The organism is Vallitalea okinawensis (assembly GCF_002964605.1).
In the GTDB taxonomy this organism is placed as follows: Bacteria; Bacillota; Clostridia; order Lachnospirales; family PQDH01; genus Vallitalea_A; species Vallitalea_A okinawensis.
In genome coordinates, this window is sequence record NZ_PQDH01000003.1 from 663803 (window position 1) to 685477 (window position 21675).

General features: G+C 31.9%; 27 protein-coding genes. All 27 read right to left on the reverse strand.

Going from position 1 to position 21675, the window contains the following annotated elements; all coding sequences use genetic code 11:
• Window positions 1-29 precede the first annotated feature (29 nt).
• Entirely contained in the window at window positions 30-806 is a 777-nt protein-coding gene (locus tag C1Y58_RS12685) for a hypothetical protein (RefSeq protein ID WP_105616414.1), read from the reverse strand.
• Between the two features lie 79 nt (window positions 807-885).
• Window positions 886-1434, reverse strand: a complete 549-nt coding sequence (locus tag C1Y58_RS12690) for a GNAT family N-acetyltransferase (protein ID WP_105616415.1) — start codon at window positions 1432-1434, stop codon at window positions 886-888.
• 136 nt (window positions 1435-1570) lie between these two features.
• The gene (locus tag C1Y58_RS12695; RefSeq protein ID WP_105616416.1) at window positions 1571-2068 is read right to left on the reverse strand and encodes a peptide ABC transporter substrate-binding protein; all 498 of its coding nucleotides are present in this window, start codon (window positions 2066-2068) and stop codon (window positions 1571-1573) included.
• 44 nt (window positions 2069-2112) lie between these two features.
• A complete protein-coding gene (locus C1Y58_RS12700; RefSeq protein WP_105616417.1) occupies window positions 2113-2523 on the reverse strand; it encodes a hypothetical protein in 411 nt (136 codons plus the stop codon).
• Between the two features lie 59 nt (window positions 2524-2582).
• Window positions 2583-2813, reverse strand: coding sequence for a DUF5694 domain-containing protein (locus tag C1Y58_RS27250; protein ID WP_408646595.1), 231 nt, complete (start codon window positions 2811-2813; stop codon window positions 2583-2585).
• Between the two features lie 66 nt (window positions 2814-2879).
• On the reverse strand, window positions 2880-3287 hold the full coding sequence (locus tag C1Y58_RS12705; protein ID WP_207655745.1) for a GNAT family N-acetyltransferase: 408 nt from the start codon (window positions 3285-3287) through the stop codon (window positions 2880-2882).
• A gap of 209 nt (window positions 3288-3496) precedes the next feature.
• Window positions 3497-4021: a GNAT family N-acetyltransferase gene (locus C1Y58_RS12710; RefSeq protein ID WP_105616418.1), complete on the reverse strand. Its 525-nt coding sequence runs from the start codon at window positions 4019-4021 to the stop codon at window positions 3497-3499.
• Window positions 4022-4203: 182 nt separating this feature from the next.
• Complete coding sequence (locus tag C1Y58_RS12715) at window positions 4204-5154, reverse strand: alpha/beta hydrolase (RefSeq protein WP_105616419.1); 951 nt, start codon at window positions 5152-5154, stop codon at window positions 4204-4206.
• A 175-nt stretch (window positions 5155-5329) separates the two neighbouring features.
• A complete protein-coding gene (locus C1Y58_RS12720; RefSeq protein ID WP_105616420.1) occupies window positions 5330-6253 on the reverse strand; it encodes a pepsin/retropepsin-like aspartic protease family protein in 924 nt (307 codons plus the stop codon).
• A gap of 98 nt (window positions 6254-6351) precedes the next feature.
• On the reverse strand, window positions 6352-7215 hold the full coding sequence (locus C1Y58_RS12725) for a hypothetical protein (protein WP_105616421.1): 864 nt from the start codon (window positions 7213-7215) through the stop codon (window positions 6352-6354).
• 673 nt (window positions 7216-7888) lie between these two features.
• The gene (locus tag C1Y58_RS12730) at window positions 7889-8605 is read right to left on the reverse strand and encodes an L-2-amino-thiazoline-4-carboxylic acid hydrolase (protein ID WP_105616422.1); all 717 of its coding nucleotides are present in this window, start codon (window positions 8603-8605) and stop codon (window positions 7889-7891) included.
• 78 nt (window positions 8606-8683) lie between these two features.
• The gene (locus C1Y58_RS12735; RefSeq protein WP_105616423.1) at window positions 8684-9724 is read right to left on the reverse strand and encodes a GNAT family N-acetyltransferase; all 1041 of its coding nucleotides are present in this window, start codon (window positions 9722-9724) and stop codon (window positions 8684-8686) included.
• A 123-nt stretch (window positions 9725-9847) separates the two neighbouring features.
• Window positions 9848-10654 carry a hypothetical protein gene (locus tag C1Y58_RS12740; RefSeq protein WP_105616424.1) on the reverse strand — a complete coding sequence of 269 codons (807 nt, stop codon included), beginning with the start codon at window positions 10652-10654 and terminating at the stop codon, window positions 9848-9850.
• A gap of 135 nt (window positions 10655-10789) precedes the next feature.
• A complete protein-coding gene (locus C1Y58_RS12745) occupies window positions 10790-11203 on the reverse strand; it encodes an outer membrane protein assembly factor BamD (RefSeq protein ID WP_105616425.1) in 414 nt (137 codons plus the stop codon).
• A gap of 91 nt (window positions 11204-11294) precedes the next feature.
• Window positions 11295-11651 carry a DUF952 domain-containing protein gene (locus C1Y58_RS12750; RefSeq protein WP_105616426.1) on the reverse strand — a complete coding sequence of 119 codons (357 nt, stop codon included), beginning with the start codon at window positions 11649-11651 and terminating at the stop codon, window positions 11295-11297.
• A 75-nt stretch (window positions 11652-11726) separates the two neighbouring features.
• Window positions 11727-12272: a flavodoxin domain-containing protein gene (locus C1Y58_RS12755; protein WP_242985386.1), complete on the reverse strand. Its 546-nt coding sequence runs from the start codon at window positions 12270-12272 to the stop codon at window positions 11727-11729.
• A 221-nt stretch (window positions 12273-12493) separates the two neighbouring features.
• On the reverse strand, window positions 12494-13093 hold the full coding sequence (locus C1Y58_RS12760; RefSeq protein ID WP_105616427.1) for a serine hydrolase domain-containing protein: 600 nt from the start codon (window positions 13091-13093) through the stop codon (window positions 12494-12496).
• A gap of 8 nt (window positions 13094-13101) precedes the next feature.
• Window positions 13102-13842 carry a nitroreductase family protein gene (locus C1Y58_RS12765; RefSeq protein WP_105616428.1) on the reverse strand — a complete coding sequence of 247 codons (741 nt, stop codon included), beginning with the start codon at window positions 13840-13842 and terminating at the stop codon, window positions 13102-13104.
• 130 nt (window positions 13843-13972) lie between these two features.
• On the reverse strand, window positions 13973-14785 hold the full coding sequence (locus C1Y58_RS12770) for a creatininase family protein (RefSeq protein WP_105616429.1): 813 nt from the start codon (window positions 14783-14785) through the stop codon (window positions 13973-13975).
• 246 nt (window positions 14786-15031) lie between these two features.
• Window positions 15032-15772, reverse strand: coding sequence for a class I SAM-dependent methyltransferase (locus C1Y58_RS12775; protein WP_105616430.1), 741 nt, complete (start codon window positions 15770-15772; stop codon window positions 15032-15034).
• A gap of 125 nt (window positions 15773-15897) precedes the next feature.
• Complete coding sequence (locus C1Y58_RS12780; protein WP_105616431.1) at window positions 15898-16209, reverse strand: DUF402 domain-containing protein; 312 nt, start codon at window positions 16207-16209, stop codon at window positions 15898-15900.
• Window positions 16210-16254: 45 nt separating this feature from the next.
• Window positions 16255-16710 carry a GNAT family N-acetyltransferase gene (locus tag C1Y58_RS12785; RefSeq protein WP_170311584.1) on the reverse strand — a complete coding sequence of 152 codons (456 nt, stop codon included), beginning with the start codon at window positions 16708-16710 and terminating at the stop codon, window positions 16255-16257.
• Window positions 16711-17011: 301 nt separating this feature from the next.
• Window positions 17012-17845 carry a PHP domain-containing protein gene (locus C1Y58_RS12790; RefSeq protein ID WP_105616433.1) on the reverse strand — a complete coding sequence of 278 codons (834 nt, stop codon included), beginning with the start codon at window positions 17843-17845 and terminating at the stop codon, window positions 17012-17014.
• A gap of 138 nt (window positions 17846-17983) precedes the next feature.
• Window positions 17984-18430, reverse strand: coding sequence for a hypothetical protein (locus C1Y58_RS12795; RefSeq protein ID WP_105616434.1), 447 nt, complete (start codon window positions 18428-18430; stop codon window positions 17984-17986).
• Window positions 18431-18667: 237 nt separating this feature from the next.
• Window positions 18668-19342: an HD domain-containing protein gene (locus C1Y58_RS12800; protein ID WP_105616435.1), complete on the reverse strand. Its 675-nt coding sequence runs from the start codon at window positions 19340-19342 to the stop codon at window positions 18668-18670.
• A 304-nt stretch (window positions 19343-19646) separates the two neighbouring features.
• Window positions 19647-20345 (reverse strand): SAM-dependent methyltransferase, encoded by a 699-nt coding sequence (locus tag C1Y58_RS12805; RefSeq protein WP_207655746.1) that lies wholly within the window; start codon window positions 20343-20345, stop codon window positions 19647-19649.
• Between the two features lie 550 nt (window positions 20346-20895).
• On the reverse strand, window positions 20896-21525 hold the full coding sequence (locus C1Y58_RS12810; protein ID WP_105616436.1) for an HD domain-containing protein: 630 nt from the start codon (window positions 21523-21525) through the stop codon (window positions 20896-20898).
• Window positions 21526-21675: the final 150 nt, after the last annotated feature.

Sequence of the window (21675 nt, forward strand, 5' to 3'; positions counted from 1 at the left end):
CTCATACATGGTCTACGTACTCGCCGTGCTTAATATTCTTTTTCGTATAATTCAAGACTAAAATTTTCAAGGTCTATCAACTCTTTAGTATCCATTTTACCTTTTTTAGTGACTAACTTACCGTCCTCGAGTTCATTAATTATGTAATCACCTGTTAGTAGGTTATAATCTTCATTTATATCTTCCATATTACCGTTAACATTTATTAATCCTCCTTCTGTTGCACCAATTAAATACCACCCATTATCTTCAAATCGAAATCTGAATCTATAGTACCATTTTTCAGATGATCCTCCAAAAAACTTTAACAGTATAGAACCTCTGTCAATTGAAATACCCTCAAATGGATCTCCAAAAGTTCCACCTTCATTAGATAATAAAATTGCCTTATCAGCTCTTATTGATAACTCATACGTACCGTCAGAATTGCCAAATGCTATTAGCAAATCTCTATCTTGAGCATGATCTTCTATAGCGTTATTTTGAATTACTATAGCTTTGTCATTTATTCCATCCTTATTTAAATCTCCTTCAACCTCTGCTAACTCTCCCATATTGTTTTTCGCAATACTCCAACCTTCAGGAATAAATGATAAAGTGTTCTCTACACTAGAAAGCATCTCAACATTACTTTTACCTTCTATAAGGTTTTCAGTTACTGCGATTTCCTGATGACTCTTGTTACTTGTATCAATATCAACCAAGACCTGCATTTCATCTTGTATTTTCCCATTATCATTTTTTACACCACATCCTGCACTACAGATTATGCAAAAAAGTGTACCTACTAAAAAAATCTTCTTCATTATTACTCATCCCCGCATAGTAGAATTCCTAGAAAACTTTTACACCCCCACGCTCATCCCTAAATAATCTCCTTTTCTATTACACTTTAAGACTTAACCATTTTTCTTTGGTTAATTTATAGAAATGCTTCATAAGGTTTTCACCTTTTTTTTCAAAGAACTCTTCTTTAGTATTGTACAATTCATAACCTACCGATTCTAAGGACTTACAAGAATTTATATTGTCCTTTAAGGCATCAGCTATGAGCATGTCTACACCTAACGTATCAAAAGCATAGTGATACATAAGTTGTCGTGCTTCTTTCATATGTCCTTTTCTCCAGTAATTAGAATGGAGTCTTTGAGAATCTCCAGCTACTAATTCTCCATTATGTACTTCTGGAAAAGACAGCCTCATCATGCCAATGACCTTATTACTTGCTTTTTCTTCAATCATCCATACATTGAGTACCTTTTCATATACTCTTAATAACGCTTCAATTTCATCTACTGTCTTTGGAACAGTGTTGCCAGTCCAATTATGCATCTTTTCATCTAAAGAGACGTCATAATAGTTATACTTATCCTTTTCAATTTCCATAGGACGCAATCGTATGATGTGCCCTTCTAATATAGGTAGTTTTGCCATTTTATCACCTCATATAAGTATAATAATAAACAGGATATCGATTTGATTACAAATCAGCCCATGGATAAACAACAATTATCATTGTTATATGCTGTAAGACTACAGCCCAATAGAATTACATTCACAATCTTTAAAACTAACTAATCCAAGTCATTTTACTATTTATTAACTTCCATTTATTAATTCCAACATAAGATACCGTTGATTTAAAGCCAATAGCCCCTAATCCTGATTTGAATTTAGATCCTTCTAAATAAACGTTAGAGAAAATTATTCTTGAGCTTTCAATTGATAAAAGAACTCCATCAATTGAACTATCTTTATTCACAAGACCTTCAGCCTTCAATTCCTCATAACTTGCTTCAATTACATCCACATTATACTTGTTTTCAAAATAAGTAAAAATTCTAGTCTTATCTTTTAGAGTCATTTCTTTTAATGAATTAGAATCAATCGCTATATATTTCATTTCATGATTAAGTGCTGGGTCAATATCCATTGCAGAGTCTAATGCAATTCGATATATATCCCACATATCTCTGTCAGCCTCAACATAAACATGTGCTGAAAATACTCCTACCAAAAGTATAATACAAGTAAATAATATTAATATAATACCTTTCTTTCTATTCATCTGTGTTCCTCCTAAAAAATAACACTGTCAAATAGTTACTTTAGTCAAAATGATATTTCCTTGTCCATTAATGCTCTTGCAACCAATATACCACTCCAAATACTGAAGAGATATCTTACCGGTCTAGCATTCAATAGTTCTCCTATACTTATATTAATGTTATATATAAAACCATATGGCAAACAGGATATTATTAGCATAATTATGGCTAGTAATAATTTTAATCTGTTTATTTTAAACCCCATCTTTATTATTTGGTTTATTCTGTCATACTCAATTAATAACCCAAATGCAAATAGAATTAGTCCTATAAAAATTATGTTCAGATTCAATTTAACCATATCGTATAGTGATATAGCCTTTTGCATATCTTTATATACAATAGTTATAATAAAAAACAGTATTGCATTAATTCCAATAAAGATCATATTCTTAGCTAATTTGTTTTTCTTCATAGCTTCCCCCATATATCTTAGTCACTTGTTCATTAAAACTCTATAGACCTTATTTATCTTTATAGATATCTGTAAACATCTACAAGCATTAAATTATCACTTGCATTAATAAAATTTTTTAAAATCTGTAGGTGACCTGCTCCATATATTACAAATAACCTATCACAATCTTTACATAATTCTTGTATATTAGAAAAGATTTTTAGATTTCGTTCATACCATTTTGATACATAGAGAGAACCATCATATGAATTATTTGTATTTATATTGTTAGTTTCTAAATATGTAATTTTTTAAGGACCACTCAATACTATTATAATATTTGTATAAATCTAAAATAATATCATTCTGTTTTATCATCTGCCACATTGCTTGTCATAATTTCGAATTACCATTCCTCGGCTTTTAAGCATGCCAAACTTACTATAGAACTCTGTTAAGTCTTCATCGCAGAGTAAATCAACCATATAAAAATCTTCCAATGTCTCTAACATTAGTTTTACTAATTGTGTACCAATCCCTTTTCCTTGGTATTCTGGTAATACTTCTAACAATGGAATGTAAGCGGATAGTACATTATCTGATATGGCAGTTACAAAACCAACTATATCATTCGTTTCATTATCCAATGCTAACCAAATATAAGAGCTATTTTTCAGTACTTCGTAATGTTTTTCAGTGGAAGGAGGGTTAGGCCAATTCACAAAAAATCCTTTTATGTTTTTAGTACTTACACTCTCTATCGAATTAATATAGCTTATCATAACATAAACACCCTTCCAATCTAGTCTATTTATCCTTAAATCAATCTACTCTATAATCCCCCTCTGAATCTTGCGTAAATCTTTTGTTATACAATGGATAATTCGGCAGCCACCTATAAAACACTAAAAAGTAGACAAAATATTAGGCTAAAAAACTTTACAATATTAAACTCAGTCTATATTCAAATCCTATAATTTATAATGATTACTTATAGCTGTAAACGATATATTACCCCTTCCAACTGCATTTCCTCACCACAATCGTAAGGACAGTCTTTCACATATGTAAAACCTAATTTCTTCATCACTTTTTCAGATGCTGCATTTACTTTAGCGCACCCTCCTAAAAGTTCTTTGATACCTAAAAAATCCTTAGCAAATTTTATAGCTTCATTCATGGCTTCGGTAGTATATCCCTGACCCCAATGCTTTTTCCCTAGGTTATATGCCACTTCAAAACTATCTGTTTCATGTTTATAATATATCAGACATGTTCCAATAAGGAGATTTGTTTCCTTTATTACAATAGCCCAACGATACCAATCATCTGAATCTATTCTTTGTAATTCCATTTTGATAAAATTCTTAGTTTTGCTAATGTCATCATGACTTTCCCACATCATATATCTTGCTACATCAGGGTCTGTCTCCCAGCCATGAAATACAGCCTCTAGATCATCTGCTCTGAATGGTCTTAAAATCAATCTATCCGTTTTTAATATTGGTGTCTTCATTTTCATCACTCTCTTTATAAAATTTCATTGACTTATTCATGAAATTCTTTTTGCATTACAACCTGAAGCACAATACACAATAAAAAGCTTCATTTTTGTATATAGCTGTTGTACACATCTATCTCCTTTCAAAACCCAAAAAAGGTCCTCATATTTTAACTATTCTGCTAATAGCTCTTTATCTAATTGTCGTTTTGTACGCTTATAATAGTATTCTTTAAAAATTTATCTGTTTCTTCTGCCCATTTTAAATAGTATTCTTTCTGTGTTGGAAAATGTGATGCACCCTCTAATTCTATATACTCTTTGATTTCTGATCCTAATTTCTCAAATGTCTTTTTTGTATAGTGCTTAGGAGTCATCTCATCTTTACCTGGTTGAAAAACAAGTACGGGCAATTTAAAGTCCTCATGCTTTCTATCTGGTTTACTTTGTAAAATTAGACTAGATGCTCCCCTTAAAGTAATATGAGTACCTGCCTGTGGATCTCTTTTTACTAATTCATTCATTTCCTGTGAATCACTTAATGTATCATATGAAATTAATTTATATGTTTTTAATCTTGCTCTACCAAAAAACAATGAAGCAATTTTGAAAAATGGTATTAATAAATAGGTCAACCCTTTTGTATTGGTTTCTTTTAGCATAAATTCTTTATCACTAAAATCCCATAAGCACCAACAAACTAAAGCATCAATTTCATTATATTGACATGCTGCTGCATACGCTAAAGATCCACCCATACTTGCTCCTCCTAATACAATCTTTCCTTTAAATCTTCTTTTTGCATATTTTATTGAATCTATTAAATTTTCAACATGTGCTTTCCATTCAAAATCTCCCTTGAGTCCTTCATTATATCCATATCCTCGTAAATCAGGTATAACTAGATTATAGCCTTTTTCTCTTAACGGAACAATAAATGGAAGTAATACTCTTGCATAACCAGCAATACCATGCGAAAAAATTATTGTTGTTGCTTCAACATCTCCAGTATCATATATTTCCAGATGAATATTTTTTTCGTTTGATTTTATATAGTCTTCTGTAGCCCAATCATTCCACTTTTCTATTAATTCTTTACCAAACCATCTTATCATGTAATTTTTCCAATACTCTCTTCCCTCAAACATAATAACCCACCTATAAAAAAATTATTATTCTTATCATATCTGTGCAAATAAAACTGACTGATAAAGACTACTTAAATAGCCACTATGTCACCTAACTTAAATGTATTGCTGATATTTATTCTGATCAACTAAGCATTTCACTAAGGGAATGAATGTGCGTAGCGAATGTTAAACCTTATCTTTTAGAAAGGATAATATTTCCTTCAATTAAATCAAATGTTACTAATAAATTGCTTTTCCAAATCTGATCAGAATTTAACTCTATCATAGTCTTATATGGCAACCCCTGAGCTTGTGCAATGTCATGTACTTCTCCTATTTCAGAAAGTTCTAACTCTAGATCCCCAACCTCTATATTAATATTTCTCAGGTTTGGTACATTCCCCCCCATTGCAAAAGTAGAATTAGGGTTATAAAGAAATGAATGATTTTTACCAGTATCTAAATATACAATAACAAGTTCTCCTTTATATTTTGCTTCAAAGAAAAGTAAGTTCTTTTGACTTTCTTCTGTAGATTTATGTAATGGTAAAATGATATACTCTTTCTTATTTAAACTACTATAATCAATTGGATTACCTCGTATACCCATTTGATATCCAGTGTAGTCTAACGTAATAATTCTACCAATAAAATATTCTAGACCAACCAGACCACTAAATTCCTTCGATGAACTCATCTGCCAATCTACAATTGCAGTCTCAATATTTTTATATGATTCACCAAAAATCTTTAACTCCTTTAATAATACTTGCTTAGACCAACCTCTATGTGAACCATCTCTATTAAGTTGTTGCACTTTACCTATTAATTCATAATCAAGGCTATCTTCTACTACATTTGTTAAGGCTATTCCACTACCACAACCAGTATCAAATAATAAACGATACTCTTTATTATTTAATGCAACTGGTATTTCTGGGCAACCTCTATCTCCTTTAAAATTAAATGTAAGACTATGTATTTGATCATCAGTATACCCTAACTCAGAAATCCAACTGTTATCTACAATCTTATCTTTAAAGTTCATGCTTATAACAAATACACCTAAAATGATTAAACCAAGTAATAAAATAATAGGATACTTCTTTATTCTCAACTTATCATACCTCCCGCTTATGAATCACATATATATTGCAAAGATCAAACCTTCTTACTCCTTAGCCTAAAAGAAGGTGCTCATACCCTGATAAGGGCTTAATACCTCATTTCCAGCTCATTTAGATTAATAATATATAGACCCTCAATATTCCTAGAGGCTATATATAAATTGTCATCATTAATCACATTCCTACCAGATAGCTTCAATGGTACTTCAATTCTATGCTCTAGCTCAAATGTATTCTTATTCCAAAAACATAATTCACTCATTGGATAACATATTGTTATAAACCAATGTTTATACACATCAATGCAATCAAACATTCGTTTATGAGCATTTCGCTTCTTAAATATAACATCACCATTGACAAGCGCGATTTTATGAATAGTTTTGTCTTGCCCAGCAGTATAAAGGTAGTTATCTTTCAAACATATACTCCCAATATTTTGCCTACTTAATTTCAACTCACTCTCCATATTCATGGATTCTTTATCTATATGTAGAATTTGACCATCAACGCTACTTCCAATCAACTTATCACCTGCTACACGTATATCCCATATACTACCTGAATCGTATTCGGTAGTTGATTCGATATTATAAGTGTTTAAATTAATCTTCTTAATCTGGCCATTTCTTATGCACGCATATATATAATCCTCATCAATTTCCATACCGCAAATATCGCTCTTTAAATCTGTACCTAATTGTAGTATCGCAAGCAATGAAAAATCATTTCGATTCAATATATACAATGTGTAAAAATCACGAATGAATAATCGTGTCTCATCTGCAATCATGTCCCTTGCGAATCCTTCCTTCTCAAATACTATGCTTGATTTAACGACTTGTTGAGAAGTCTTATCTACTCTTACAATTTTGTCTTTGATAATGCAATCAATGAATTGACTCCCTATAACAAATCCTGTAACAATACCATCGAGTTCTAAATGATTCATAATATACCTCCAAAATTCCTCCTAAATGCTAGTAAAGAGTTTCATATTTTCAAATAACGTTCATATGTTTGTGACATCATTTAAGGTCTGCTCATAATCGTAACCCTCCGAGCGCCTAATGCAGGCTTGTGACTTGGTTAATGAATCGATAAGGGTGAGCTTGACCCAAAAGGAATACTCACGAACCCCTTGCAAAAACAATTTGATAAGTGATGGATTTGCAAAGACATTTAAATCTATTAGCTATTATAAAATAAGAGCTATTGATCAAGTACTTCTAATATTCATATACTTAAAGTCAATAGCGTTCATCAGTTTATATAGTTTTTATCGATGTAAGTACTAAATTTCAATTTCGTCTACCTTGTTATGTATGATTATGTATCTGTTAGTAAACAAATCAAACGATTCAGTCGTCTGTTGAATTCTTAACTTGTCGTCCGTGTGTTACCTTTTTCTATTGTAAGAACGATCAACACTCTTGCATTTCTGGCATTTTCTTTCAAAGCAATTAGCTATTGTCTCGTTACACTTATTACAAATTATACATGATATGTAGGTAGGTTGTAAATAGTAGCAATTTAAAGTCAATAGCGTTAAGGGCTAATGTATTGACTGTCGCGCCGATATTGTCACTTTCAGTCTTTTTGTGACTTGCTCAAGTAGTCATACTTCAATTCAACTTACGAATAAATGTCATATCACAGCAGTGTTTACCTGTAGCTAATGTACCCTCTCTCTTAAATTCAAAATTTACTTGCTCACAAAGTTTAGGAAAAAATACTTCATCACCATAGCAAGTAGAGTAATAGCAGTTCATTGAGTTACCTAATGCTTTAGCTACCTCATGGTATACGCAATAGGTTATATTCATCTGGAAGCAATCCTTAGTATCTATACCAATCTCATATTCTTCTAAGCCTACCTTCTTCATAGCATCTTGAAGAGCTACATAATATTCTTTAAAGGCTACTAAAAAATCGCCATTACCACACTCAACAAAATCTTCAGGTTTTGCAAAAACTTCTTGAAATATGTAATATGAGCATTTATCTGAGAAGCGGTTTCTTATCTTTGCAGCTTGTTCATAGCCCAAGATATCAACCATAACCTTAGCTACTACCTGTTTACTGATAACTGATGTAAGATTTTCCTCTGAAATACCCCTTGCCCGTACATGTGTCCAATCCATTTGTAAAGCTTTTTGCTTTTCTATTTTTACAATCTTGATAAACTTAAAAAAACCTATTGGATTCATATGCCATAATAGACGACCTCCAAACCCTAACAGTGATCTTATAATCTTCACTTTACTTTTTAATGGTAATCTCGCGTCCTTCTGAATAGTTATAATATCTTTACCGTAATTGCTTAGTTCATCTACTCTCAAAACACTCACCTTTCATTTCATAATCCTTATTACACACCTACTCATCTAAATTCAGCTGCATCAACCTTAGTGACCTTACTAATATAAAAAAACAGCACATAAAGAAAAAAGTACAACGATAACATACAGCCACTTGTTCCAGTCAAATATCCTTTTTCCACCAAAACTAGCAAGCGGGTAAAATGGTACGATGCTGATCAACATAAAAATACCAGACATGCTTGCCATAGTTCTAATAAATTCCAGTTCACCCAATTGAGTTCTTGTCATGAGTGCGATACATAGTAAAGAAATCCATTGAGCCAAAGCTGTTAAACCTAGAGAACGCTTAAAGTCTGCTTCTTTTCTATAAACTCTTGGATACCAGTTCCCTGAAATTAAATAGATGCCACCAAAAAGGGAAGCTATGAACGGTATAATATAGCCACCATCACACACTCTAAAATACCATTTTTCATTTGAAAGCATTGTTCCAATATAACCAAAAACCATTCTGATACCAAGAACAGATACTATTGCTCCGATCACATGGAAAGCATGCTCAAAACCATAGATGAGTGTTGGCAATAATAACAGGACTGAAAAAATAAAATAATTGAAGGCCTGCGAAGTGGAATCTTCTTTCTTGACAGAAAGGTCATCGTGCTTTAGCTTAAGATAAAACTCCATTCCTGTAGCAATGTTCATTGGTGTCTTGAATGTCAGACTAAACATACCCAAAATACCAAATTGCTTAATTAGATCGTCTAAACCAACCCTTTGTAAACCTCTATTAACGAACATCTTCCAAGATCCAACATTATCATCTCTCACAATAGCACTGTAGCCATCACAACCTTCTTTTTGCATTGTCTCTAAACAAACATCAACCAGTTTGCTGCCAACACCTTTTCCATGACCAGCTTTATCTACAAATATGTAATCGACATAACCAATCTTTTTACCAGCTACAGTCAGGTACTTGTACAATACCGCACCGATAATCGTATTGCCCTCAACAGCAACACAACAGTCCTTTGGATTCGGTACAAAAAGACTTTCGAACCATTCGAAGGTCTTCTTTCCCAGTTTTCTAACTTTCAGTGCTTCATTTTGCTTCATAGCTCTTATTTCAATCATATTTTATACCTCTCCTTGTACATGTTTGTGGTACAGTTCATCCTGACAAAAAAATCCTTCCCAGAATAATCTTACTCCTATCATGCCACTTGCCTAATATAAAATCGAATGTAACGATTTCACCTAACATTCTGGATTTCTTCTTTTTAAAAGAGATATTAATGATATTAAGGAACCAAGCCAGAGAAAAATGTATAATGGTAATATCGGATCTTTGAGGCCCGTTTTAACATACATTATTATTGTCATTACTATAAGTACTAATCCATATGTAGTTGCCTTGAATAATACTATCGAACTAAAAATATAGCCCCATATGTTTTTCTTCCAAAGTAATATTCCACTTACAACCATTCCTGATATTAGAAAAGATAGATCGGTTGCAAATACCACTGATGTAGGATGTCCAGTTTGAGTTATTGTCATAGGTACTACATTTGTAATAACATAACTCACAGATATTCCTATCCACATTCCTCCAAGAACTACAGCAAAGGAAAACATAAATATACTAATACGTTTTGCTGGTACTTTCTCCGAAAACCAACTCATAAATTCATCTGCATTCGTCTTAAGTAACATCAATATTAAGGCATAAGTTGAAAATGTGAAAAGAAAAACATAAATCAGAAAAAAATAGTTAAATGAAGCCCCATATAAATAGAATATATAGTTATAAATCATATAACCTAATGTACCCATCCAAATTATTTGAGCTAAATGTTTACTTCTCTTATACATAACCAATACTAATATCATTATTGGAATAACTAGAATTAAGGTCAATAAATCATTACTTTTCCACACTATCTTGACAAATTCATTATCATTGTACAGACTACTTAAAAGCAAACCACCTACTGAAGCAACCACTGATAACATTATTATAATTGTTGTAATTATATATGGTATTTTAAACTCTTCTTTCATTTTCATCCCTCCTCAAATGATCCAAAAGAAATTCTCTGAAATCTTTGGTCTTATGCCATTATAAATATTATTCTGCATTAACAATAAGTACCATCTTTACATTCTCATTTTAAATTTCTATTATTAAGTAGATTACTATTCATACTTTTCTTTTAAATCAAGATACACTTTCAATAAATCTTCATATATATCATTTTCTTTATTAATAATATAGTTATCAATATTATCATCTATACGGCAAATTCCTTTATCATCAATAGTTACTTGCCCAGAAATTTGGTCATTATTGATGAATATAATAGTTATAGCATTATCGTAATTAATTTCCTGATTTGTTGTCCCGTCCAATGTAATCTTATTATAGTTCTCTATAAGAATATCAATGTTTTTTTGTTCTAGCTTATCTTTTGCCTGATATATACTTTTTCCGTAAGATATCGTGAAATCATCCGCATCAATCTTCTTAACAATATTCTCTGCATTCCCGCATGCTGTAATGGATAAACATAAAGTTAAAATTGCTATCATGATAAAAATATTTCTTTTCATAAATTTTACCTTCCTTATGGTACATCATATTCTACAATTGCCTACAACGTATATGTTTGACTTTTGTCTTTTGATTAAATAGTATTCACGATTACTTATTTTGAACAGTATCAAACTCTTCATTCTTAATCCAATTGCCCCTAATGTCCTTGTTATATGGAAGCACTTTAATGACTGAATTAGTATTAATAAGCCCATAAATATGTGGATATTCTCGTCCACAGTTGTCTCCATCTTCCCATCTGATTTCAGCTTTTAATTTATCAGTGTCAATACACAATAATACCAGATCATCTTTAATATTTGTAAAATTTGGGGCAACTCGCCAAAAATATTCTACTGATGAGCAATGAATAAATCCTTCAATTTGTAGATTTTTTTCACCAAATTCAGGATTCCGTTTAACTTCATTCCATTTTTCTTTTTTCATACAATGCAGTATAACCATCTTATCTCCTCTTTCTCACAGATATTGGCACTCAGATAAAGATTAAATACTCTTTATAATAAACCTATATGTAATTCACATCTTTACTTGTTTTTGTACAAATTGAACTAAGGGCAAAATATATTTTCGAGAAGAAATATCATAGGAATTTCCAATAGATTGCTCACAACCGGCTTCAACTGAACTTTTAGCTTTTTTTCTACTTAACATTTGAGCAAGTGTCTTCATAATCAGTCGATCTCCTATACCCATTTTTTCATAATTCAATCCACCCTGCATATAAAAATGTGGAATTGCTTTTAACTCTTCCTCTGAAAAGCTTTCTCGCCAAATTGTATTAATTACATCTTCTGCAGCTAAAGGGGTTGCTCCTGTCGCAAATATAATCAACTTAGACCTTCCATTACCTTGAACCAATGTTTTTATTTTTTTTAACCCATCAACTTTTCCTGCATGTATACGACTACCATAAATAATACAATCATATTCCACAATAGATGATTGAGAGAAATCTTCATAATTAGAAATATCGCAGTTAAGTTCCTCACCAATCCATTCCGCATATCTTTTTGTAAAACCAGTTTTTGATTTATAAATAACTATTGTCTTCATCTTCTTCATATCGTATCCTCCATATTACATTATCCAATTTGGCAATCTAAAGACCCTCAGCCTCTATACGACTTTCTCTTTATAATTTGATAATTGATTTTGGTTTCTACACCACTTTTAGTAATGAGTATTACATAGTTACCCTTATGAAGAACTGTCCGGTCAAGACTATTTGAACATCCAGAAATATTCACCTCAGTTAAGTCTTCAGATGGAGCAATGCTTTTTACCTAAAGCTTATCAACTAATGTGTCCCAAGTGAGTTCTAGTACTCCAGTCATGTTTTCAGACTCATTAGAAATATATGTAATAACAGCATTTTTATCTGGTAGAATCACTACATATTGGCCAAATAGACCGTCCATACGATATGAGTTAGGATATGAGTTCATCCATACCTGATATCCATACCCCTGATGATGATCATCTGTTGCAAAGAATGGATTAAATTCATCTGTTTGTATTTGAACAGATGTTGCTCGCTCTATATAATCTGTGGGAATTAGTTGCTTACCCTTCCAAACACCTTTGTCTAGAAGCAGTTGACCGAATCTAGATAGTTGTTCTGCAGTTAAATATAATCCTGAAAAACCCTGAGGTACTCCTAGAGGGCATGTATCCCACTGTGGTTTAGAAATATTTAAAGGCAGAAATATCTTCTTATCTATATAATCAAGCAAATTAAGTCCTGTAGCTGCTTCAATAACTCTTGAAAGCATATAAGTAGATGAATTATTATATGTAAAGTGAGTTCCTGGTTCATATATAACAGGTTCTTCAACTAAATGCTGAATGAATGCTGAGAAAATATTATTAGGTGATGTTAACACCGACCTACTTAGATCATCTTATGTTTTCTCAACTCATTTACCAATTCAACACTTTCTTGCTCATTCCCTATGCTTTTAGACCACTTATCAAAAAACCATTCATAATAATGCTCATATCCTTTATCATCCCAAGTATCTATTAGTCCAATCCTTTTTTTCTTATCATCTACTTCTTCAATAATCCCCTTTATATCTTTCTTAGTAAAACTCTTATATGTACCTCTAAATATTATATTGTCTTTGTTAAGTCTTCCTTTGACAGTTTTGCTCTTGTTTGTATAGCCCATACATACTGCTATCATCGGAAAGACAAAAAACTTTGGTAACTTTAATGTATTAAATAATCTATCAATCTTTTTATGGTATACTTCATTCGTCACTAGTGTATCTATTCCCAATGACTGAGCAGCCAATACGGTTGATTGAACTAGTAAACTTATATCTATTAATCCTGTTACAAATTGCATAAAATACTCAGAATTAAAGTCTTGTTCTAATTCTTCTGCACATAACTTTAATCTATAAAAATCAACACAATAAATTAGAACTCTATCCCCCCTAAAACCTAATTCCTTAATCTGTTCTCTATCTAACTCAATTATTGAATAAGATTGTCTGTTTGATGCATTAGAAGTTCTTAAAATACAGTCTTTAATTTTATCGACTAATTCTTCTTCGATGTGATCATTGTTAAATTCGGTCTTTCTTGTCGTTTTAAGATTCTTAAATACTTCAATAATATCGTTCATAATCATACCCCTTATTAATTTCTAGTGTTAATGTCATCTAACGTTTCGGATTTACGACGTTCCTCAGCCTTAGAACAAAGGTGCTCCTTATCTTTATTCCTCCTACAACAGAATAAACTTAATATTATGATTATACTATTCGTCCTATAATAGCTTTTGATATCCTGTAAGTATAATCACTTACGTAGTTTAGAGCATCAACACTTTCGTAATTAGATGGAGTACCCAAATATCCATCTGAAGATAGTTCTTTGATGTGACCACCAAATAACCACTGTTCAACTTTATCATCATCTAATGCAACAGGGGGCAATGACTTGGCTTTTTCAACATCAACTAGATGAGGATAAAACTTATGTATTATAGCCGTTTCAATATCTCCTCCATGAACATCAGAAACTTCAGCCGTACTTACTACGATTGATTGAAGTTCTATGGGGCATAAATAAGGTTCATTCCCACTGAATCCAAAGTGTGGAAGTCTCCATTCATCAAAAGCATAGCAAGCATTGATTTTTAACTTTTCAGTTGCATCTTTAAATGCTTCAATTATGGCAAGACTGTGTTCAATATCACCATGAGCATTTACACCAAAGATATTGGTAAAACCAAATTCCGCTAATGAAGCCAATATATCAAAAAGTAAAGCTTTAGCGGTTTCTTTCCTAATTCTGAAAGAACCTATAAACCCACCCGTTGACTGACATACACCCCAGTAAAAGGGTGGTGCGATTATTACATTGTATCCCTCCTGTTCAAGCTTTTCTTTGATTGACAAACAATATACATGTGCAGTTAATATATCCGTTCCTAAACATAAATGTGGTCCATGTTCTTCAATTACTCCAAGTGGTATTAAAACAAGCGCCTTTTTATTTGCATAGGACTCTATGTCTGTCCATTTCATATTGACCATTGTATCTTTAAACATACTATCTAACATTTCTTAACCTCCTAAGTCAAATAATCTTTAACTTGCATTTTAAGAATCACATTTCTCAATACTACAAAGATTTCCCCTAATAAATCTACAACAAGAGCGTGGCAGGTTGTCTCATCTTGAGTTGATTCTCCTAAAACAAAATATATAGGCTCTATTCGACCCAATAGAAATACTCTGAGAAGAATTACCCAATATCATATAACGTTTTCGTATTTGCGACATCTTTGAATTTATAAGATCTGCCTGTTATTCATTCTGTTTTCTCGCTTTTATCATCAAAAATGAGGGTCTTCTTTTTTCATTAACTAACCTGTAATTTTGCTCTATTGCTTTATCTGTAGCAATAGGTTCCAATATTTTGTCAACAATGAAACCATTCCTTATTAAAGTATTTATTATAGTAGAAAAAGTTCTGTGGTATTTTATAACACCATCAACAATCCAAGTTTCTTCTCTTTTCCCCTCTAGCTGATAATCATCAAGAGGCCAGTAAACTTTTTTATTATTTTGATCTCTAATCCAACCTTCTCTTTTTTTATTCGCTAGTATTACAGGGTGTTCTTGTGAAAAAACAAGTTGTCCACCTGGTTTTAAAAGTGAATAAATCTTCCTAATTAAAGCATCAAAATCTTCAATATAATGAAAGGCTACTGAACTTAATACTAAGTCAAAAAAATCTTCCTCATAAGTAAATGTCTCTATTGGTTTATTTATAAACTCTACAAACTTACTACTATTCTCATCTTTAGCTCTCTCAATCATTTTCTCAGATATGTCAACACCAACTACAGTTTTTGCACCGTTACTAACATACCAAAGGCATCCTTCGCCATATCCGCAACCTAGATCTAAAATAACTTTATTCATTAAGTCAGGGAGTAAAGATCTTATAGCTGGTATTTCTAGTAACTCATTATAACTATTACTTCTATTTCTTAGTTCGATATACCCCTCATAAAATTGATCATTATCATATATATTTTGCATAAAATCCCCCTGTTCTTTCTCTAATTCAAACTCTTTCCATACCTTGCAAATCTTTTGCTAGATGATGGAATATGCAGGCTGATTAATTTTACTCCACTACTACTCTCCACCATCAAGTATTGGTACTATATTACAATTACTTTCATTAGTTTATTGAAGTAGTTTGCTCCATTATTAATTATGTAATTCTGGTTACTATTGATTTCGTATATTATTTTCTCATACGTTTTATATGCTACATCTACGTCATGGTCTGTAATCACTTTTTCTTTGTATGCATCTGCTAACTCATCTTCATCAAGCAAATAGATATCGCCTTTGGCTTGATAAACTATATCAAAATACATATCTTCAAAATAAACTCTTCCCAAATCTATTCCAATACTTTTTATAATATCAAAATACCATTGTATTAGATTATTATTAGCATCGTACATAATGATAATTTATTCTTTGAAACCGTAAATATGACCTCCTGCTTTTTACTTCATGGTTTTACTATAATGAATCCATCCATCTTCTATTGCCAATACTTCATAACTCATCTTATCAAAAAAATGTTGTGCTGGATTAGTCACTAAAGTCGATAATGTTATTTTTTTATGCCCATTATCAAATATTTGTTTTTCAATTGTTTTCATTAAGCCAGCAGCAATTCCCATAAGCCTATAGTCTTTTAGAAGATAAATACTATAAATACATGGTTGTCCAAGATATATACTCCAATACCCATGACCTGCCAGTTGTCCATCTACAGTTGCCACAAACATTCTTTTTAAATTACTCACCAATAACTCCATAGTCCTGTATTTTACAGAATCCCATTTAGCCAATTGCTCAGGTTCATGTTCTATAATATACTCTCGCTCAAATAAAAATATTTGCTCTATATCACTACTTTGAGCTTTTCTAATACTGATTTTACTAGCCTCTTTCATCGTTATAACAATTCCTTTCTTTGACTTAAGAATCATCGTTTTTAACAGTCATCATATACTAGCTAGTTTAGGACACCCTTTCAGTTTTTAATATGTCATTTATGGTATAATTAACTATAATTTATGCTAAAGCTTAGCAAATTTCCCCCAACATTAACTTCCAACTATCTATTTTTATCTACACATTATAATAACAGTTGAATCATTAAACCTTATTAATTCTTTTGCCTTACGTTCCATTTTACCAACGTTTCTCAATCTTAGAACGAAGGTGCTCATGCCCTGAAAAGGGCTAATGTGCTTAAACTAAATCTTTAAGAACAAGTTTACTCTTTGGTATATCCATCTCACCAATTTCAGCATCTTCAATGAAACTACCATGGTAATCGGAACCTGTAGTTATAATTAAATCTTTATCTCTGCAGATATTAACACATGCTGAAATTACTTCATTAGAATGTAAGGGATAATAGCATTCTATTCCATCTAATCCCATATTCACCATTCTCAGTACTTCCTTCTTGAAATCAGGAATATTATCTGATTTGATTGTCAATCCTGGATGAGCTAAAATAGCTTTTCCACCAGCTCTATGAATTGACTCACAGACAGTTTTTATATCGGGGAAGTTTACACTACTGTATGAGTTTCCATATTTAGAATAAAACTTTATTCCATCCATCAGATTAACCGTTAAGTTTTTATGCATAAAATAATGAAGTGCCTTCCATCCACCTAATTTCCTATCATATTGAAATGTAATGTATTCAGATACTGATATTTCTTTAAAATCATTTTCCATTTTCTCAATTAATCTAATATTAACTTCCTCAAGTAAACGCTTATTTGAATCAACAAAGTCACAAAACTCTTGGTTAGTTACTTCTATTCCGTATCCAAGAATATGAACGTCCACTCCATTATCAATAGAGTCTAATTCTACTGCAGATATAAAATCAAGTTTATACTTTTCTGATAAATTGGATAATTCTATGTTACCCTCTAAAGTATTATGATCTGCTATAGCTAATAGCCCAACCCCTTTTGTTAATGCTTTAGTTACTATTTCTTGCGGTGACATTGTCCCATCAGAATAAAAAGAATGAATATGTAAATCAACAATTTTCTCTTTCATTTTCTCTAGCCCCCAGCATAATAAATTAAATTATAGCTCTAAATGTATCAAGCTATTATTCTTTCACTCCAAAGTAATACCACGTAATAAATGTGGTAATATTTGCTAACGTATCGGATTCGCAGCGTTTCCCAACCTCTAATTTTTTTTGTTTCTTTTCTTATCTAAAATTAAGCCAATTACTACCGTAGCAATAAAAACAGTAACCCATATGGGAATGATACCATAATGCATGTGGGCGTGTGCTATCTCTGATGAATCAACCGATATTCCACTATTTAAGACCTCATTAATTCTTTCTAGATTAACATTTCTAATAAATCCACCCAACCACTCTCCAATTAGCATTCCAGCAAAACATGATACTGTTGTTGCTATGGCAGTTATATTTTTTCCTAAGAATAATAGAATTAATGAAATTGCTACGGGGATAAACATCCTTAAACTGCTATGTGTAAACCAACCAGCTGTATATGCTTCAAAAGTTTTTCCTACCGAAAAATAAATATTGCAAATGGTATATCCTACTACATATATTAAGACTATAAAAATAAAAGAATTCAACTTTTGTTTTATTTTGTACATATAATGCCCCCCTTTAATTCCAAAGACTTATCCAATAATCTGCCCTGATAAATAATCTTTTCTCATTATGCTTCCTGCACCCATGCCACTCTATTCTACCTTGTTCCTATAGCATGGTTACAGAATGTGGTGAACCTGACCCCGTTAGGAGTACTTCCTCGGTAAGCCATATAGGAAAACCTTTGGAACCCTTATGCAGATGCTTTGTTAAGTGATGGACGGTCCGCCCCCCTAGACCTATGCTTTTAACACTATGTTTAAATTTTCTATTCCATTCTTATGTATATTATAGACTTCTTCAAATAACTTATTGTAATAATCTTCACTTGTCTTCTTTTTGTTTTTTGCCATTTCTTTAGCTTTTTTAGTATAAAATCTATCATATATCTTCTTAAAGTTATTATTGTACTCCTTAAAGAATGAATCTTTTTCATTTTTTTCTCCAGGTAACACCATACCGTTATTACTCACAGAATATAAAGGTTGTGACACTATTCCATTATATGCTATTATTCTAGCAACACCTATAGCACCAATTACATCTAGTTTATCTGCATCAAATATTATCTTTGCTTCAATACTACATGCATTTCTGTTACTATGTGTTGAAATACAATCCTTAATATGATTAGCCTTACCTTTACTCCAACCATTTGAGATCAGATATAAATATGCCTTTTCAGCTCCTTCTTCAGCATGATCAATGTAAGAGTTTTTAGTCTGTGCATCTCTACCTATATCGTGTAGTAACGATGATACAATTAAGACTTCATCATCTAATTCATAATCCTTGCTTATTTCTAATGCATTATATAGTACTCTGTAAACATGCTGGTAACCATGGGCAGTATCATTATTATCCATACTCGAAAGCATATAATCTTCTATAACTTGATATTTTCCTCTATCCATATTAACCTCCTTTTTTTACATAATCACGTCTTTCACTAGCACCATCTTTCACTTAATGTTATGGATTTACGACGTTTCGCAACCTTAGAAGGAGGTGCTCATGACCTGAATAAGGGCTAATGAACCGACTGTCACAACGCGCTTAGGTTAAGGAATGTGTGAGGGTGGTCAATTAGGAATACACCTTGGCGCCCTTTAAGAACTCCTATACTTAAACAAGCCTAAACACATTGTAATCTGAAGTTGTGATTGTTATATAAAAAGTTTCAAAGACCACACGGATGTGGTCTTTAAAATTAAAAGTTTATTTCTTTATGGCTGTCATCAATACCAGTGTCAAGTAGTTTTCAATATCTGCATCAAGAAGTTCAAAATCAGCTGTTGACCTCCAAAGCGCCTTTCCTTCAGGAACATCTTCAGCAAGTATGATATCAACCAAACCTGTTTTTCCCCACATTTCATGCCACCATTTTGAACTATGAAAAGTATACATGTCTGGATCCCAATGTGGTTTGATCGCTTCTGGTAAACTATCGTTAAATTCCCTCGTAAGTCCAGGGCTAATAATACCAAATTGTCCCCCTTGCTTTACAAGTTTTGAGTAATGACATGGGAAATATGTTTCGTCTGTTCCAAAATAATGATATGCATCAATACTTATTGCAACATCGAAAAAATTATCAGCATATGGTAGAGCATGAGCTTCAGCTTGAATTGGAAATACTTTATCGTCTACTCCCATTTCTACAAAACGCTTATAATTATCCGATGGACTAATCCACAAGTCGTTTGCAAATACTGTAACGCCAAATTCCTTTGCAAGAAATATAGATGTCAATCCAGTACCACAACCCATATCTAACACACGCATACCTGGTTTTAAATCCATTTTTTCAGATAATATTTCTATCAGCCACATAGCATTTGGTCCAAGCATTTTATTACTCTCAAAAAAATTACTATAATTTTTATAGTATTTTTCACAACGTTTAAAATCTATCATGATTAAATTCTCCTTTGAATAATTATTCTCTCTAAAAAAATCTCAAATAGTAAGAGTTTTGGTGGGAAGAATAACATACAAAGATAAATGGTTATTCAACTTAATAACATATGTATGTTATTCAAAAACCACCTTTGAAACAATGCTCTTTCTAATAATCATAAACCCACTTCCTTCCATTAATATATTATGGTAATTATATCACAAACTCACAATTAATCACAGTACTAATTCAGTATAGAACAATTTCTGATAACGTTTCGGATTTAAGACGTTTCTCATCCATATAATGAAGGTGCTCATGCCCTTCAAAGGGCTAATGTGCCGAGTGTTGTGACGTGCTAGGGTTGAGGAATATGTGAGGGCGACCCTTTAGGCTTTTTAACCCTAGCCCGCACTTTGTAAAAACCTTTTGTTGTAGGACGTTGCACACCGAGGCTACCAATATTCTCGAATCCTTCAGTTTTCTTGACTAACAAACATGTGTAATATATAAAAAGATGACGTAATTAATGCTTCAGGATATATACTTTTATAAATTGTAAATTGTCTATTTTACTGGTGGTTTCCATAGTGGTACATCTATAAACGTAGTCTCTTTTACATTTGGAAGAATATCATATATGGAACAATTCATTTGTTGTTCAAAATACTCTTTCATTTCAAAAGTTGCATTCCAACGTTCCACAGTAAATGGAAATGTTCCATAGCGTCTTGTTGTATTAACAAACCGCTTTTCTAACATACAAAAACCTTGATCATCTGCAAGTGCATCACAAACAATCAATAGTTTATCGTAATCATCATAAGTTATGTCATTAAAATACTTTCTAACAAATTCGCTTTCTTCGTCACTCATATCATTTTTGCCTATTTCTTTGTCAGAGTCAGGAACTGGGAATGAATGTGTCAAACAAATTCTACCTACTTCGTTCCAACCTTTTTCCTTCATAAATTTATATCCATCAATACCATGTCTTCTTGCACTTATACCATATCTTCTACCTATATCATGAAGAAGTCCTAAAACATATGCTTTGTCAGGATTAAGATTACTACATTTTTTAGCAATCATTTGAGCCGCTAATCCTACATTGATAGAATGTTCTATCCATGGTCCATGGTTTAATTGTCCTGCTAATTCTAATTCCTTTTCAGCCATTTCTCTATTAGGAAACATATTATCCTCCTATATGTATAATATAAATTATGACTTGTCGTCCTAACCCTTAGTTGGTTAAATCTCTGTTTAGTTACTCTACAAACTTTCAATTTATCGGTTTGTTTTATTAGCAATTTGTATGTAGTAATTTCTAATAAATGTGTAGTT